This window comes from Enterococcus sp. NBRC 3427 (genome assembly GCF_007996925.1).
GTDB classification, from domain to species: domain Bacteria; phylum Bacillota; class Bacilli; order Lactobacillales; family Enterococcaceae; genus Enterococcus_B; species Enterococcus_B lactis.
Genome location: NZ_BJLL01000061.1, coordinates 1 through 15409, shown reverse-complemented (window position 1 = coordinate 15409; position 15409 = coordinate 1). Strand labels below are relative to the sequence as shown.

At 36.2% G+C, this 15409-nt stretch carries 15 protein-coding genes; 3 read left to right on the top strand and 12 right to left on the bottom strand.

What is annotated here, in order from left to right:
- Window positions 1–242: 242 nt before the first annotated feature.
- Complete coding sequence (locus ESP02_RS11175) at window positions 243–1691, top strand: helix-turn-helix domain-containing protein (protein ID WP_038398785.1); 1449 nt, start codon at window positions 243–245, stop codon at window positions 1689–1691.
- A 49-nt stretch (window positions 1692–1740) separates the two neighbouring features.
- On the opposite strand, the gene ESP02_RS11170 is transcribed toward ESP02_RS11175, so the two are convergent.
- The 4 genes from ESP02_RS11170 to ESP02_RS11155 all read right to left on the bottom strand — a co-directional run bounded on the left by ESP02_RS11170 (window position 1741) and on the right by ESP02_RS11155 (window position 4200).
- Window positions 1741–1941, bottom strand: a complete 201-nt coding sequence (locus ESP02_RS11170) for a cold-shock protein (protein ID WP_002292860.1) — start codon at window positions 1939–1941, stop codon at window positions 1741–1743.
- A gap of 133 nt (window positions 1942–2074) precedes the next feature.
- Window positions 2075–2683 carry a superoxide dismutase gene (locus tag ESP02_RS11165; RefSeq protein WP_010733414.1) on the bottom strand — a complete coding sequence of 203 codons (609 nt, stop codon included), beginning with the start codon at window positions 2681–2683 and terminating at the stop codon, window positions 2075–2077.
- Between the two features lie 84 nt (window positions 2684–2767).
- Window positions 2768–3238 carry a GtrA family protein gene (locus ESP02_RS11160; RefSeq protein WP_038398782.1) on the bottom strand — a complete coding sequence of 157 codons (471 nt, stop codon included), beginning with the start codon at window positions 3236–3238 and terminating at the stop codon, window positions 2768–2770.
- 47 nt (window positions 3239–3285) lie between these two features.
- Window positions 3286–4200, bottom strand: coding sequence for a cation diffusion facilitator family transporter (locus tag ESP02_RS11155; RefSeq protein ID WP_038399215.1), 915 nt, complete (start codon window positions 4198–4200; stop codon window positions 3286–3288).
- 145 nt (window positions 4201–4345) lie between these two features.
- On the opposite strand from ESP02_RS11155, the gene ESP02_RS11150 reads away from it, so the two are divergent.
- Window positions 4346–5149, top strand: a complete 804-nt coding sequence (locus tag ESP02_RS11150; RefSeq protein ID WP_038398780.1) for a DUF1189 domain-containing protein — start codon at window positions 4346–4348, stop codon at window positions 5147–5149.
- A 250-nt stretch (window positions 5150–5399) separates the two neighbouring features.
- Window positions 5400–6347 (top strand): phosphoglycerate dehydrogenase, encoded by a 948-nt coding sequence (locus ESP02_RS11145; RefSeq protein WP_038398778.1) that lies wholly within the window; start codon window positions 5400–5402, stop codon window positions 6345–6347.
- Window positions 6348–6406: 59 nt separating this feature from the next.
- Here ESP02_RS11145 and ESP02_RS11140 read toward each other — a convergent pair whose 3' ends face one another.
- The 8 genes from ESP02_RS11140 to mltG all read right to left on the bottom strand — a co-directional run bounded on the left by ESP02_RS11140 (window position 6407) and on the right by mltG (window position 15309).
- Window positions 6407–6700, bottom strand: a complete 294-nt coding sequence (locus tag ESP02_RS11140) for a HesB/YadR/YfhF family protein (RefSeq protein WP_002292868.1) — start codon at window positions 6698–6700, stop codon at window positions 6407–6409.
- Between the two features lie 16 nt (window positions 6701–6716).
- The gene (locus ESP02_RS11135) at window positions 6717–7382 is read right to left on the bottom strand and encodes a TrkA family potassium uptake protein (RefSeq protein ID WP_002292869.1); all 666 of its coding nucleotides are present in this window, start codon (window positions 7380–7382) and stop codon (window positions 6717–6719) included.
- A 243-nt stretch (window positions 7383–7625) separates the two neighbouring features.
- The gene (locus ESP02_RS11130) at window positions 7626–10739 is read right to left on the bottom strand and encodes an N-acetylmuramoyl-L-alanine amidase (RefSeq protein ID WP_038398776.1); all 3114 of its coding nucleotides are present in this window, start codon (window positions 10737–10739) and stop codon (window positions 7626–7628) included.
- Window positions 10740–10915: 176 nt separating this feature from the next.
- Window positions 10916–11548, bottom strand: a complete 633-nt coding sequence (locus ESP02_RS11125) for a response regulator transcription factor (protein ID WP_002289153.1) — start codon at window positions 11546–11548, stop codon at window positions 10916–10918.
- Window positions 11549–11554: 6 nt separating this feature from the next.
- Window positions 11555–12622, bottom strand: a complete 1068-nt coding sequence (gene liaS / locus ESP02_RS11120) for a two-component system sensor histidine kinase LiaS (protein WP_010733409.1) — start codon at window positions 12620–12622, stop codon at window positions 11555–11557.
- Window positions 12619–13350: a cell wall-active antibiotics response protein LiaF gene (gene liaF, locus ESP02_RS11115; protein WP_002327152.1), complete on the bottom strand. Its 732-nt coding sequence runs from the start codon at window positions 13348–13350 to the stop codon at window positions 12619–12621. The genes liaS and liaF overlap by 4 nt, the downstream gene beginning before the upstream one ends.
- 168 nt (window positions 13351–13518) lie before the next feature.
- Complete coding sequence (gene greA / locus ESP02_RS11110) at window positions 13519–13998, bottom strand: transcription elongation factor GreA (RefSeq protein WP_002289156.1); 480 nt, start codon at window positions 13996–13998, stop codon at window positions 13519–13521.
- 135 nt (window positions 13999–14133) lie between these two features.
- Complete coding sequence (mltG, locus tag ESP02_RS11105; protein WP_002289159.1) at window positions 14134–15309, bottom strand: endolytic transglycosylase MltG; 1176 nt, start codon at window positions 15307–15309, stop codon at window positions 14134–14136.
- Window positions 15310–15409: the final 100 nt, after the last annotated feature.

Sequence of the window (15409 nt, the reverse complement as noted above, 5' to 3'; positions counted from 1 at the left end):
TCAATTAAGCATAAAAGAATAAAAAATATTTTTATATTTTTTGAAGTAAATTTATTCACAAATAAATAAAATAACACGAAAATTAATCTTTTGTTTATCAAACTAAAGGTATAGCTTTTCATATAACAAACTTTTTTTATTATAAATTGTTTTTTCTGCATACATTTTTTGATAAAAATAACATTGTTTTTTAATATCAAGATAACTTAAGTACTAATTATTGATTGGAGGAACTAAAATTCATGGATTTTTATTCATTATTGGAAAAGACCACACGTTTACAGATTACTATTCTTGATACCATCTATCATTCCAATAAAATTTGGTCTATCGAACAATTAGCTGAATTCACTGCTTGTGACAAACGTTCTGTACAAAATTATTGTGAACAAGTACGCACCCTCTCCATTAGCGATCAGTTAAGAAAGGAAGGGCGTAATTATTTATTTTTAGGTACCAATTCGGATTTTCAAGAATTGATTCTGTCCATTTTGAAGCGCTCGCCTATTTTTCATCTATTGAAAAATTTATGCCTTGACTCGAAAGTAACGATTGCGGAATTCTCTGAGGATAATAACATCAGTGAATCCATCCTTCGGCGGCACATTACTCGCATCAATCAGATACTAAAAAAATATCAACTGCAGATCAAAACAAAAAAAGGCGAGATGTATTTCAAAGGAAGTGAGATGCAAATTCGTTATTTGATTTATTTGATACTATGGCCATCCTATCGCAGTGTTGAATGGCCTTTTGCTTCAATAGAGTTCCATCAATTATTTTCAGAAGTGGAAGATTCTTTTGCTATCGTTCATCAAAAACCAAATAAGATAAAAATGATCGAATGGTCCTTTATACTAGCTGTTACTTATCTTCGTTCTCAACAGGGACACGTTATCCCCACAAAAGAATTGCCTGATTTTTCACTTGACCTTTGGAATGGCTTTGAAAAAATGGCTGAAGACTTAACAACGAATTATAAACGTATGCGTTTCAATCTGACAGATAGCATGTTCTTGTTTCTTTGGATGCAATCTCGGGCTGCTTTTTATTTGAAAGAGGACTATCTGCAAACTGCTTTACGTATCCATACAAAAATTGCGACCCCTGTAAAACAACTGCAGACTAGTTTTTATTCTTATATTTACTCCAATCGATTCAAGTCTGCCCAAATCCATTCAAAAAAGTCGCTGTTGAACAGTACACTGCTCGCAAATGGGATGCATGGATTGCTATTTCCTCAATTTTCGATCGTCAAACATGAAATTACCTCTTTTATCGAGATGAGTTATCCGGCATTCCACCGAGAAATCAATCGATTAACGGAACAATTAAAAAACGAATCTGAGGAACTGGATTGGTTGCATTCTTGGAATTTAGCAGAAGCGTTCATGTTGATCATTTCTCCTACTTACTTTAATAAAGAAATCAAAATCAAATTTGAGAGTGACCTTCCGATTGGTTTGGAGTTAGCATATATGGAAATTCTTCAAGAACAGCTGAGTATGTATTTAAATGTTGTGTTTACTAATGACCTTTTATTCAAGCCGGAATTGATCATCCGAACAACTGATACTTCTTTAAAAACCGTTACTTATGAAGAAGATGTACCTTGCTTGACAATTAGTTATGAAATGTCTAGTGAACAAATCTATTTACTTAGTCAAGAAATCAAAAAACTTCTTGAATAGACAAAAAGACACGACTCCCTAAGAAGTCGTGTCTTTATCCAACAAATTATTATAATTTAGTCACTTCAGCAGCTTGAGGACCGCGCGCACCTTCAACAATCGTAAATTCTACTTCTTGGCCTTCTTCTAGGCTCTTGAAGCCGTCTCCTTGAATTGCTGAGAAATGAACAAATACGTCATCTCCGCCATCTACTGTAATAAACCCAAATCCTTTTTCATTGTTGAACCATTTAACTGTTCCGTGTTCCATAAATGTATAGCCTCCAAAAAAGTTCTTGCAAGTAACCTTGCAAGAACATTATACCCAATTTAGAAAACGCTCGCAAGCTTTCGCTCGTTTATTTTCCAAATTATTTTTAAGACTGATATGATGGAGAAAATAGTTATTTTGCTGCTTCGAAACGTTTGTTTACTTCGTCCCAATTAATAACATTCCAGAATGCTGCAATGTAGTCTGGACGTACATTTTTATATTTCAAATAGTAAGCATGTTCCCAAACATCTAAACCTAGAATTGGTGTCTTACCTTCCATCAATGGAGAATCTTGATTTGCAGTAGAGGTAATAGCTAATTTCCCATTTTCCAGTACAAGCCAAGCCCAACCAGAACCAAAACGTCCAGCTGCTGCTTTTTTGAATTCTTCTTTAAAAGAAGAAAAATCACCAAAAGCTTCATTAATTGCTTCTTTTATTGCCCCAGTAGGTTCGCCACCCGCATTCGGTGCCATGATTTCCCAGAAAAATGAGTGGTTAGCATGTCCACCACCATTGTTGCGTACAGCTGTTTTGATATCTGTTGGAACAGCATCCATATCAGATAATAATTCTTCTACTGTTTTTTCGCCTAATTCTGGATATTTTTCGATTGCTGCATTTAAATTCGTTACGTAAGTATTGTGATGCTTGTCATGATGCAGGTGCATCGTTTCTTCATCAATGTAAGGTTCCAATGCGTCATATGCATAAGGTAAATCTGGTAATGTGTAAGTCATAAAAAAATTCCTCCTCAATGTTTTCTTTATAATGTCTACATTACAAAGAGTAACAAAGAGAAGGAAATTCTTCAATAGTTATGCCTAGTCGTCTTTTTCTCCTTGGCCTACTTCTTCTTCAAAAACCTCAGTTTCTTTGAAAATGAACAACTTGCTGAAAATGTAATTAGCTAGGATAACAATAATTTGAGTGATAATTTTTGCCACATATTCATTGCTGTTCATGACATTGATTAATAACACCATTGCTCCCATGTCCAACCCGTAAGAAAGGATGCGGTAAAAGAAGAACTTACCACATTCAATAAGTGCATGTGTAAAATTCGGTGATTTTGAATGGAATACCCAAAGTTTGTTCGTCACAAAAGCAAACAATACAGAACAAAACCATGAAATAGAATTGGACAGAGCCATACTTAAATCAAAATATTGGCGTGCGAGGGCAAAACTAACAAAGTTCACAATCGTAGCCAAACCACCAAAAAAGAGATAAACCAGTATCTCCCAATATCCCTTTGCTTCTAAATATCCTTTTATTTGTTGATACTGCTTCATGAGCCAACCTACCTTATTAGAAATTCTTATTTATCATACTCTATTTTTCAGTAACTTTCATCTTTATTTAAAAAAATTAATTTTTTTTGGTCTTTTACATGTGTCTCTGCTTGGATCGTTACATGTGTAATCCCATACTTTAATTTTAATAAAGAAGTTATACGCGGATATGCCTTTTCAATCTCGCTTAGCAGCTGATCTTCAAAATCAATATGTCCGTCGAAAATAATAATCTTTTCGCTATACTGCCAAATATGGACATGATGAACATCTTTTACCCCTTCGATTGCTTTGATTTCTTGCTCCATTTTTTCATAGTCGATTGTAGGTGCACTTTGTATCAAAATAGCCGCAGCTTTTTTAATCACTATTATCGCTTCTAACAATATATATATCGAAATGACCAATGTAATAACTGGATCAATCCAATAGATACCGAAAAATCGAATCAAAACTGCTCCGATAATCACACTTATCGAAGACAGTGTGTCGCTTAACAAATGCAGATAACTAGATTTTATATTCAAACTTTCGTCTGCTTCTTGTCTCAACAATAACGTCGAAAACAAATTCGCGAGCAATCCGATAACTGCTACTATCAGCATCAAATGACTATTTATCTTTTCAGGGGAATTGAACCGTTTGAATGCTTCAGCAGCTAAAAACAAGGATAATATGATCAGTATGAATGAGTTGATGAACGCACTCAATATTTCTAAACGCTGGTAGCCATACGTATGCTTTTCATTTGCTTCTTTTTGTGCCATTTTTTGTGCTCCATAAGAAAAAATGATTGCTAATGTATCACTAAGGTTATGAAAAGCATCTGAAACAAGAGACAAACTTCCCGACGCAATCCCTCCAATAAATTCTGATAAAGTGATCACCGCATTCAGCACCACTACCCCAAATAGCTTTTTTGATGATCTCTGTGGCTGTGTATGCACGATTCGTTCCTCCATTTTATTTGTATTGTATAATCTTAAATCAAGAATAACATTTTTTTGATATTTCACCAATCATTCAGATGTTTCCTTAAAGCACTTGTATTTCACTTGATACTTCGCTAGAATTGCAAGTGATGACACTACTAGATGAGGAGTACTTATGACAACAAAACAATTAATTATCAGTTCCTTTATACGATTCAAAGACCTTAAGGAGGCGAGAAACGTTCCATTTTGGAAAGCTATTGTCTATCTTCTGGTTTTGAGTGTAATTATGGCTCTGCCAATCTCTTTTCAAGTTTTTCAAGTCTTAAATAACATTCAATTGGACGGACAAAAGATTGCTACCCGCATTCCTGATTTTACAATCCAAAGCGGACAGCTTCAAACAAAAGAAAAAGAAGGTTTCATTTACCAAACAAACTCCATTATCTTTACATTTGATCCAGAGGGAAAACGTACAGAACAAGACATTTCTACTGATTTGATGGGAAATCTCGTTAGTGTCGGGATGTTAAAAGACAAACTTGTCATTGCTCTTCCCAATACAGGCACTACCTCTGCTTTATTGAACAATAATCAGTTAGAACTTCCCTACACCAATGAATCTTTAAAAAATTTAACAGGTAAGCAGCTCCGATCCTTCTTAAGTGAAGCATCTATACCGATGTGGGTAAAAGCCCTGACCTTTCTATTTTCGATTTATCCTAGTTTCTTGAATCTGCTGATCACTTTACTATTTGCCAATATCGCTGCTTTTCTCTATGCACGCTTTCGACTAACAAAAGCTACTTTCCTTGATTGCTTGAAGACATTGATCTATTCAATCTCGTTGCCGACTATCATTGCAACATTCTTGATGATCTTTCTCCCTTCTTTTGACACTAGTGCATTTATTGCTTTTGCAGGTATCTTTATTTTTGCTCAAGCTGTCAAAGGATGGTCAAAAATATCGATCAGTTAGAAATACAGACAACTTATTATTTCAACTTCAATAAACTCTTTTAGAGATTGTGATAGAAGTGCTTAGCTTCAAAAAATTTCGGCTTATTTCCGAAGAAGCTACTTCTGGAACATCGTGAATCAGAGGTTGTGACACATCTTTTGTCACAACTCTTTTTTATTTATACAATATTAATTTCTAAAAAGCATGGCACTTCAAAGTTCTTCTTATATGCGCTACACTTAAAGTAAAGAAAGGCGGGTAATTAACTATGTCAGAAAGAATCATTTACGCAGATCGTCCATTTCGTGACGAATTTATCGAAGAAATCCATACTATAGCGCCTGGTTATGTCTTCAAGACAGAATTACAACCAGAGGAGCTACCAAATGTAGAGATCAGTTTGGGTTGGAACTCAAACTATCAAGAAAAACTATTAGCCTCTCCTAACTTGAAATGGGTACAGTCTATCTCAGCAGGAGTTGATCAACTCCCCCTTGAAGCATTTTCAAAAAAACATATCTTACTTTCAAATGGAAGTGGTATCCACAGTGAATCGATCACCGAGCACGTATTAGGAATCATTCTAGGTTATTCTCGCGGTCTTTTCCAAGCACAAAGGGCACAGAGTGAAATGAAATGGTTAGGTTCCTCAATCCATTACCAACCTATCCAAGGGAAAAAAATATTAATCATTGGAACTGGCCATATTGGAAAAATGATTGCAAAGAAAGTCAAAGCATTGGATATGATCTGCTATGGAATCAATACATCCGGTCATCCAGCAGAAGGAATGGAAAAAACTTTTTCTTTAAAGCAACTTCAGGAAGTCCTTCCAGAAGTAGATTTCGTCGTCAATATCTTACCTCTAACGGAGGAAACAACTGGACTCTTTGATCAACACCTATTTGAACACTTTGATTCAAAAGCTGTATTTATCAATGTCGGTCGTGGCGCTTCTGTTAAAACGCAAGATTTGATACAAGCATTAAACAAGCAACAACTTTCCTTTGCGGCATTAGACGTTTTTGAAGAGGAGCCTCTCCCACAAGATCACCCTCTTTGGAAAATGGACAATGTACTGATCACGTCCCATATTGCAGGTTTGACACCTGATTTTCAAAAGAAATTAATGTCTATTTTTTTAACTAATCTAAAAAGCTACCTTGCTACTCATGACCTTCAAACCAATCAAGTCAAATTGTCTGCAGGATATTGATAGCTGAATCAGCCTACTTTAAACAAGAGGGTGTGACAAGTTGTCACACCCTCTTGTTTCTATTGTTTTTTAAAGTGATAGGTTGGTTCTTCTAGTTTTGGATCATAATCAACAAGTAAATCATACCCTTTGAAGAACCATTCATCTGCATCCTCAATAAAAAACAGTGTTCCATCTATTTCCACTTTCTTGACAGGATGTTCAGGCTGTTCCACTGACATCCCAATCGAAAAACCATCATGAACTTCTGTTTTGCCGTAGACTTTTCCAAAAAAACGTATTCCGTAAGTTTCTGGCAGATCGATTTCTGATTCAAACCATTTTTGTGCTTTTGGCGTTACTGTTAATTCCATCCTAACAACCTGCTTTCTATTGATTCATCTTATCGTCTAAAATATCCACATCGCCTGTCTCACCAATCACTAGCAGATTATCGTTTTCACGAACATATTCATCTGCTGCAGGTGAAGCGATCACCGTTTGATCTACTCTGCGAATTGCAACTACTGTTAAGTCAAAACGTTGTCTGAAATTTAATTCAGATAATGTTTTATTGAAAAATTTAGGATTGGATACTCGGATTTCTGCTAAAGAATATTTATCTGACAACTCTAGGTAATCTAAAATATTCTTTGACACTAAATTATGCGCAATCCGTATTCCCATGTCTCGCTCAGGATGGACGACGCGATCAGCTCCGATCTTTTCAAGTACTCTGGCATGATACTCATTTTGGGCTTTTGCTAAAATATTTGGTACGCCCATTTCCTTTACCATCAGAGTAACTAAGATACTGGCTTGAATATCTTCCCCAATAGCGACAATTACATGATCGAAATTTCTTATGCCTAATGATCGAAGTGTCATTTCATCCTGTGCATTTGCCACAACAGCATGAGTGGCTATATTCATATATTCATTGACCCGGTCTTCATTACTATCAATAGCCAGTACTTCTTGACCAGCTTCGATCAGTGTTCGGCAGATACTTCCGCCAAATCGTCCAAGACCTACAATTGCAAAATTTTGTTTCACCGTTTTCCTCCTTTAGTATCTTCTTTTCTCAGTATAACAAAGCCTTTACAAAAACAAAAGCAAGCATTCTTTTGCGGAAAAAGAGGTTGTAAAAGAGACGTTCAACATTGAGCGACGACAAAATCGCGCCTTATTACCGATAGCAGTCTCTTGAATACTGTTTATTCGGAAAAAGGGACTGCGACACGACTTTTGTCACAGTCCCAAACTTTCCCCACTATCTTTCTTGTATAGTTTGTTTCACTATAAATTTTCGCCAGTCACACTCTCTACAATTCCTTTGGCGATCATATCGATATTATTTCGGATATTTGCTACATCATTTGTATTCGTTATGAAGCCTAACTCAGCTAAACGGTAAGGTATCCCTCTTGATTGTAATACATTCATGTTTAGTAAGTCAGCTCGCAGATTGATCCCTCCTGTGTTTTGTACCGATCCCCAAAGACCTACATAATTTCGTATGACATTGGCGATTGCATAATTTTGTGCAGTCAATGAGTTCCCATTACGATGAGCGATTACATGACCGCCAGTGCTAACCCCAATGACGCCACTGTCTAAATGAAATTCTGATACAGAAGAAAATGAACTGCTAATCGTATATGCACCTTGCATACGTTGAGAATCCTGATACATATCTGCAGCTGTATTATAAAAAGTGATCCGATTCCTCGTTAAGCGAGCAGCCCATCTTTGTAAATGAGGCATCAATTCTCCTCTAGTAAAATCACGCTCATTGACACCATTATAAGAAGCACCAGGATCATTGACTCCATGTCCCATCACAAATAGATGGTTAATAGAAGTCTGGTAAGGATTCGTCGTTGGTCCAGGGGCTGCTGCACCTTTTTTGACAATTATGACCTGGATTGCTTCCATTGGTAAATTCAATCTAGATGTTCCAGCATATTGATCATTTTTTGCCCAATCTAACCAGCCAAGACGTGCTGAATGGACTCGGTAATAAATGTCATAGAAACGATTTAATTGTCCAGTCAAACGTATTCGAACTGCCTCTGTATGAAGAGCTCTTCCAGTTGTTCCCGAAATCTCGTTATTTCTACTATAATTTTGCCAACCTATATTTTGTACATGACTTGTATACTCCACTGCACCAGGAAGTGGCGTGTTTGCTACATTGATTCTTAAAGCTTCTATCCTAGCGCTTTGCCCTGTCAGCCCCGCATTGTTTCCATTACTTTGAACAGATTGCCAGCCAATATTTCGTAAATGTGCTTGGTAGTTTATGGTTGGTACCGTTAGTTTATTTTTTTCATAATAAGGAATAGAGGTAGTTGGTCCATTCTGCCCCTTTACTACTAACTGAACTTGGATTGCTTCCATTTGAAATGAAAAACCAGAGCTACCAGCTTCACTTCCATTCTTTGTCCAGCCTAACCATCCGAATTCCGCTGAGTGTACTCTGTAATATACATCAAAAAATTTATTTAAATCATCTGTTAACCGTATTTTTACTGCTTCAATTCTTTTGTTTTGACCATTAGTACCAGAGATATCATTATTTTCTTGCTCTTTTTGCCAACCAACGTCTTGAATGTGGCTACTGTATTTAACTGTACCAGAAAATTCAGAATCGGTTACATTCATACGAATAGCTTCTAACCTAAGTTTTTCTCCTACAGTTCCAGCTGTTAACCCATTTGATTGTGGATTCTGCCACCCTATATTTTGGATGTATGTTTGATAATTGATATTTGGAGGAATTAAAGAATTTCTTTGGTAGTAAGCTGTGCTTTCCAAAGGCCCTTTCTTCCCCTTTTCTACTAACTGAATTTGTATGGCTTCCATGCGATAACTAAAACCTGAAGTTCCTGCATCTTTTCCGTTCTTTGCCCACCCTAGCCATCCAAACTCTGCTGAATGTACTCTATAGTAAATATCATAATATTGACTTAACTGACCTGTTAAACGAATACGTATGGCTTCCATACGAAGTGAATTACCCGTTGTACCAGAGTTACCACCATTTCTAACATATGATTGCCATCCTTGTTCTTGAATATGACTGCTATATTCAATGTCACCATTTAATGAACTGTTGTTCACTTGAATTCTGATAGCTTCTATCCTTTTTTTCTGTCCAGTTGTTCCAGCAACTTCTCCATTAGCAGTTGGTGTTTGCCAACCAATATCTTGTACATGTGTTTGATAGGTGATCGTAGGCGTCGCAGCTAACGTACTTCGTCTATAAATTGGTGAACGATCTGTGGTTTCGTCAGAAGTTTGTGCTGTTTCTTTTGTCTGAGATTCATTTTTTTCAGCTTTTACAATGATCGTGAATTCACCGAGGACTTTTTCAGCGTTCTTCAACTCTACCTTGGCTTCCCCAGCTTCTTTTGCTGTTACTTTACCGTTCTCATCTACTTCTACTACTGATGGGTTAGAAGATTCCCATAACGGATCCGATATAATACTTCCATCGGGGACATTCGTGTACGCAAGTTGTTTTGTTTCTCCTTTCTTCAATACTATAGATGATGAATCAGGTACGATAGAATCAGCCTCTTTTTGTTCTGGTTCCATATATTCGATCATCACTTTTACTGTCAATGTTTTTTCTGCTGCCTCTTCTAATACTGCGTCGTCTGAAAAATCTACTTCATAAATATAGCTTAATGGAGTCTGTTCGCTTGAATAAAAGTGACTTCCATCATACTGCCATTTTTCTGTTTCTAAAATCGTTTGTTCTTTCTCTGGTTTCAGCGTGTCATCATTTATTTCCCATTTATTATCCATTTTATTTGCAATACTTGTAACCGTTTGATTTTCTCCCTTAAAATACGTTAATTCGCTATTTTGGGAAAGATCAATTTTTGAAAGTTGGTTAGATGAAACATCTAAATACGCTAATTTCTTTAACTCGTGTACATCTAACTCTTTCAGCTCATTGTTTTGTACTTCGATCTTCGTTAAATGTTTAAAGAAATTGACTCCCTCTAGTGTCTGTATCTGTAACCCTTCCAAGTTTAACTGTGTTACTTCCAATAATTCATTTGATAAGTAACCATCTTTATCTGTATCAATCATTTCCAACAACCAATTTCGAAAATGATCATCAGGAAAATTGCTTTTATTGATTTCTATTTTTTCTGTTATTTCATTATTTTCTGAATATTCTCCAGAATCTTCTTCCTTGGCTGAGTCCTGTGGCAAGGAGTCGTCTGTACTTTCATGGGTTGTCGACTCACTCATTGGTTGTGTGGAAGTCTCTGTTGTATGTTCCGTTTTTATCTCATCAGAAGTGCTGCTTTGAGTAACAGCATAAGCATTTGGCGCAATTGATCCTGTCAATAACAACAGGCTTAAGAATAGTCCTATCCACTTTTTCTTCATAATTTTCTCCCTCGTTCTTTCGCTTTTCGGATAAAGTTTTCTCCTATTACTATTAAACTATAAAAAAAGAAAAATGAACAGTTGGTGAACAGAAAAAGAGATTAAAAACAGGATGAATCCTTTATTTTATGTAAAAAAAGAGGGTAGATTAGCTAAATCTTTCCCTCAAAAAATCATTATTTCACCAAACCATGTTTGAATGCATAGATAGCGGCTTGTGTACGGTCTTCCACTTCTAGCTTAGCCAATATATTGGAAACATGTGTTTTTACTGTTTTCAGTGTAATAAACAATTCGTCCGCTATTTCCTGATTACTTTTCCCTTCAGAAATCAGCATTAAAATTTCATTTTCCCGATTCGTTAGTTCTTCATGTAATACAGGCTCATTTCGCCGACTCATTTTTTCCATCATTTTTGTTGTCACTTCTGGTTCTAGTACTCGCTCGCCGCGTTGCGTTGCCCTTATAGCATCAGCAATTTCATGTGCGGTAGAAGTCTTCAACAAATACCCTGCTGCGCCTGCTTCAATGGCAGGATAAACTTTTTCGTCATCAATAAAACTGGTTACGATAATGATTTTAGCTTCTGGCCAATCTTTTAAGATTGCTTTTGTTGATTCGATACCATCCATTTCTTCCATGACTAAGTCCATTAAAATGACGTCCGGTCGAAGTGTCATCGCCTTCTCATAGCCTTGTCGTCCATTTTCAGCTTCTCCAATTACTTCAATGTCTTCTTGGATAGATAAATAAGAAGAGACGCCTAAGCGCACCATTTCATGGTCATCTACTAATAAAACTTTTATCATCCTTATCTATGCCTCCTTCATCAAAGGGACCTTGATTTCTACACTTGTACCTTGCCCTTTAAAACTAATGATTTTTACTGTTCCACCAATACCAGCTACTCGTTCTTTGATATTGTTCAATCCATAACTTCCCGTTTTCGTTTCATTCATATTAAACCCTGTTCCGTCGTCAATAATACGTAATAAAAGATTATTGTCTATTTTATGCAAATATACCTCTAATTCATTGGCTTTGGCATGTCTTAATGTATTTGATAACAATTCTTGAACGATTCGGAACAAGTGATCCTCAATGGAACTAGATAGTTTTACATCTTCTACATCCCATTTCAGCGAAATCTGGATTTTATTTTGCAATTCCTTCAATAACTGCTCGATACCTTGCTTTAAACTTTTCTCTTCTAAATTGACTGGACGCAGATGAAGAAGCAGCGCACGCATCTCAGACTGGGAAGCGTTGATGATCTCTGCTACCATTTTCAACTGCTTGCGGAACATTTCTGGTGTCTCGCTTTTTTCTGCTTGCTCCGTCAATGCCGACATCATCATCATTGCTGCAAACAATTGTTGTGAAACTGAATCATGCAGTTCACGGGCTAATCGATGTCTTTCTAATTCTAAAATTTCTTCTTTGGTTTGTCCATCTACATATTGGGGTCGGCTAGTTACAATTTGTAATTCACTAGATACTTCAATCATTTTTTCTTTTATTTTAGTGATTTCCATATCAATATCTTTGATGTATAAATCGTCCGATGCACTTGGGATCGGAAGAAGCAACAATTTGGATTCATAATTGCCAGAAGAGAGTGCACGCAGCTTTTCTTCAATTTTTCCGTATTTTGTCTTTTGAATAAGTGATAATAATAGAAAGACGATTAATCCTACACCTAAGGAAATGGCTAACAAATGGAAGATAAGCGGAACATATAATAAACGTGCACGCAGTAATTCTCCCCACCAATGACTTTGATTACTGGCATAAAAATAAGTGAAAAGTGAAAATAGAATAATAAGGAAAGCCGCAATCCCCGAATAAACAGCTAGCATCGCTCTGGATATTTTCCCCATCATATTCGTATCACCTCGACATCTCCAATCAAGGTATTGGTAATAATCTTCAATCTACGAGGGTTTTCATCATAATCACTGCTGTAGATTTTGATTTGTTCATTTTTCAAAGAAAATTGCTCTTCTTCAAACAAGACATTTCCTACTAATGTCGCATGCTCTAATCGGATGGCTACGCCCAAAGGTACTAAGATCCGTGTTCTGCCTATCCCTTTTCTTACAATCACAATATTATCATCTTTTGGCAAAAGCGTATTGCCCAAATCTATGATAGTATCACCAGAAATGACGGCGATGTTGATATCGTCCCATTCATAGACGTCGTTTCCAATACGTTGGTTACCGAATAATTGCTGTCTTTTCCGCTCATTATTATGTGTTTTTAATTGCTCTGTTTGGACCATCATGATCTGTTTCTTTCGCCAAAAAGCATTTTTGGTTAAATCTATCCCTGAAATCTCTACACCTTTTAGTCCAATAAATAAAACGGCAAATACAGCCATCATCCATAAAGCAGGACTGTTGACTAAGCTAAAAAAAATGACCAAACTTCCTAATATCAATTGAAAATTTTGAAATTTAGTACGAGGATGTTTGCGCATAGCTAGATATATATTAAAAATACCGAATATCACTAAAAGTAAAAGTCCAGTATTGTTTACGATTTGCCAAACAGCAAATAACAGCAGTAGTGCTTCAACTACCACAAAAAAACGCCAAGAACTATTCATCGCTCTTTCTCCCTCCTGACACATTCTCATTTCATCATACCTATTTTTTTAACTGTTGGCTATAGGACTTTAGATGTAAGATCGTTTGTTGAAATCTGAAATATACAAAGAGAAAAAGATCTAGAGTGTATCATCAGTAAGATGAACTCTCTAGATCTTTCAGTCAGACTACGCTTGTTCTACTTTGACGATTTTAACTAACATATCGCCACCTGGAGTAGCAATAGTTACTTCATCATTTTTACGTTTGCCAATCAATGCTTGCGCAATAGGAGAATCATTGGAAATTTTGCCAGAAAACGGATCTGCTTCAGCGCTTCCGACAATCGTGTACTCTTCTTCTTCTCCATCTGGTAATTCGATGAATGTAACTGTTTTACCAATTGATACCTCATCTGCATCTACACCGTCGTTATCGATGATTTGAGCAAAACGAATCATATTTTCAATTGTTGTGATTCTTCCTTCAACAAATGCTTGTTCATCTTTCGCTGATTCATATTCGGAGTTTTCGGAAAGATCTCCGAAACCGCGGGCAATTTTGATTCGTTCAATGATTTCTCCGCGTTTGACTGTTTTTAGTTCTTCTAATTCTTTTTCTAATTTTTCTTTACCTTCTAGAGTCATTGGATAAACTTTCTCTACCATGTGTAACGTCTCCTTTTTTCGATAAAATACCGCAAAAGGTAATCTTTTGAGGAATATAGTCCAAAAAAGATTACCACGCTTTTCTTCAAATGTAAATGTTTTTCTAAAAATGATCAATGTCTAGAGCCTGTTTTTCTAAGAATTATTTACATATTTTTCCACTAATTCCATATGTTCTTCATATGTTTTAGCGAAATAAACATTTCCAGTGCTCGTATCTGCTACGAAATAATAATAGTCATTTTCCGCTGGTTCTAATACTGCCTTGATTGCCTCTTCGCTTGGATTGTCAAAAGGTCCAGGTCCATAGCCGGTATTGGTATACAAATTATATGGTGAATCTACAGCTGTATCTTCATACGTCACTAATTCTTTGTGTTCACCTAATGCGTATAAAACAGAGATATCTGACTGAAGTGGCATATTTGCCTTGATTCGGTTAAAGAAGACTTGTGCAATGTTTTTACGATCATTTTCTTTTACGCCTTCTTTTTCAACTAGAGAAGCTAGAGTTAAAACTTCTTGTACAGTCAAATTTTTCTGCTTGATAGCTGAATAATAGTTTTGCATGACCGTATTCGTCTTGTTCACCATTTCAATCACTAGATCCTTAAGCGAAGTACTCGTGTAATAATCATATGTGGCTGGGAATAAGTAACCTTCCAAACGGTATTTTGTGTTCTCAGCTTTAGATGCACTTTCCAACAGTTCTGGGAATTTTTGGTGCAACTCGTTAAAGAAAGTCTCATCATTCACTAAATCTAAAAATTCTTTCTTGTCTTTACCAGTTACCTTCGCTACCCGTTCAGCAATCTGATCGATATCGTAACCTTCTGGAATGGCAATTTTCCCATCTGCAACTTTTGTTGGCTCAGAAGTGCCGCCTTCTTGCAGCTGTTTGCCAATCTCGTCAAGAGTCATATTAGGCGCTAACTGATAATAGCCAGCTTGAAAGCCAGTTAAATTTTTAAATTTTGTATAGTAATTGAAAACAATCCCGCTTTTAATAATATTGTCCTTCTCCAAAATCTCACCAATCTGCTTGTTAGAAGAGCCACTTGGGATCTCCACTTGGACTAATTGGTCATCTGATTTATCTAAAGGCTTCAACCCGCTATCTACATAGCGATACACGGTAAATCCAAGAAATCCGCCAATAATCAATAATGTAAGAGCGATCACTAAAATGATCTTCCTCACAATCTTATCTTCTTTTTTACGCAGATTTCTCCGCTTGTCGATTATATCTGCTGTAGCTGCCTTACTGGCTTCTTTTTTATCTTTACTTGGGTGTTGTTTGTTTCCTGACAAAACAACTCCTCCTTACTATCATCTTCGTAACTCTGTTTATTATACATGAAATTTCTACTGCCGTGAATTATTTTACCAAATATTATGTCAAAATTGTAAG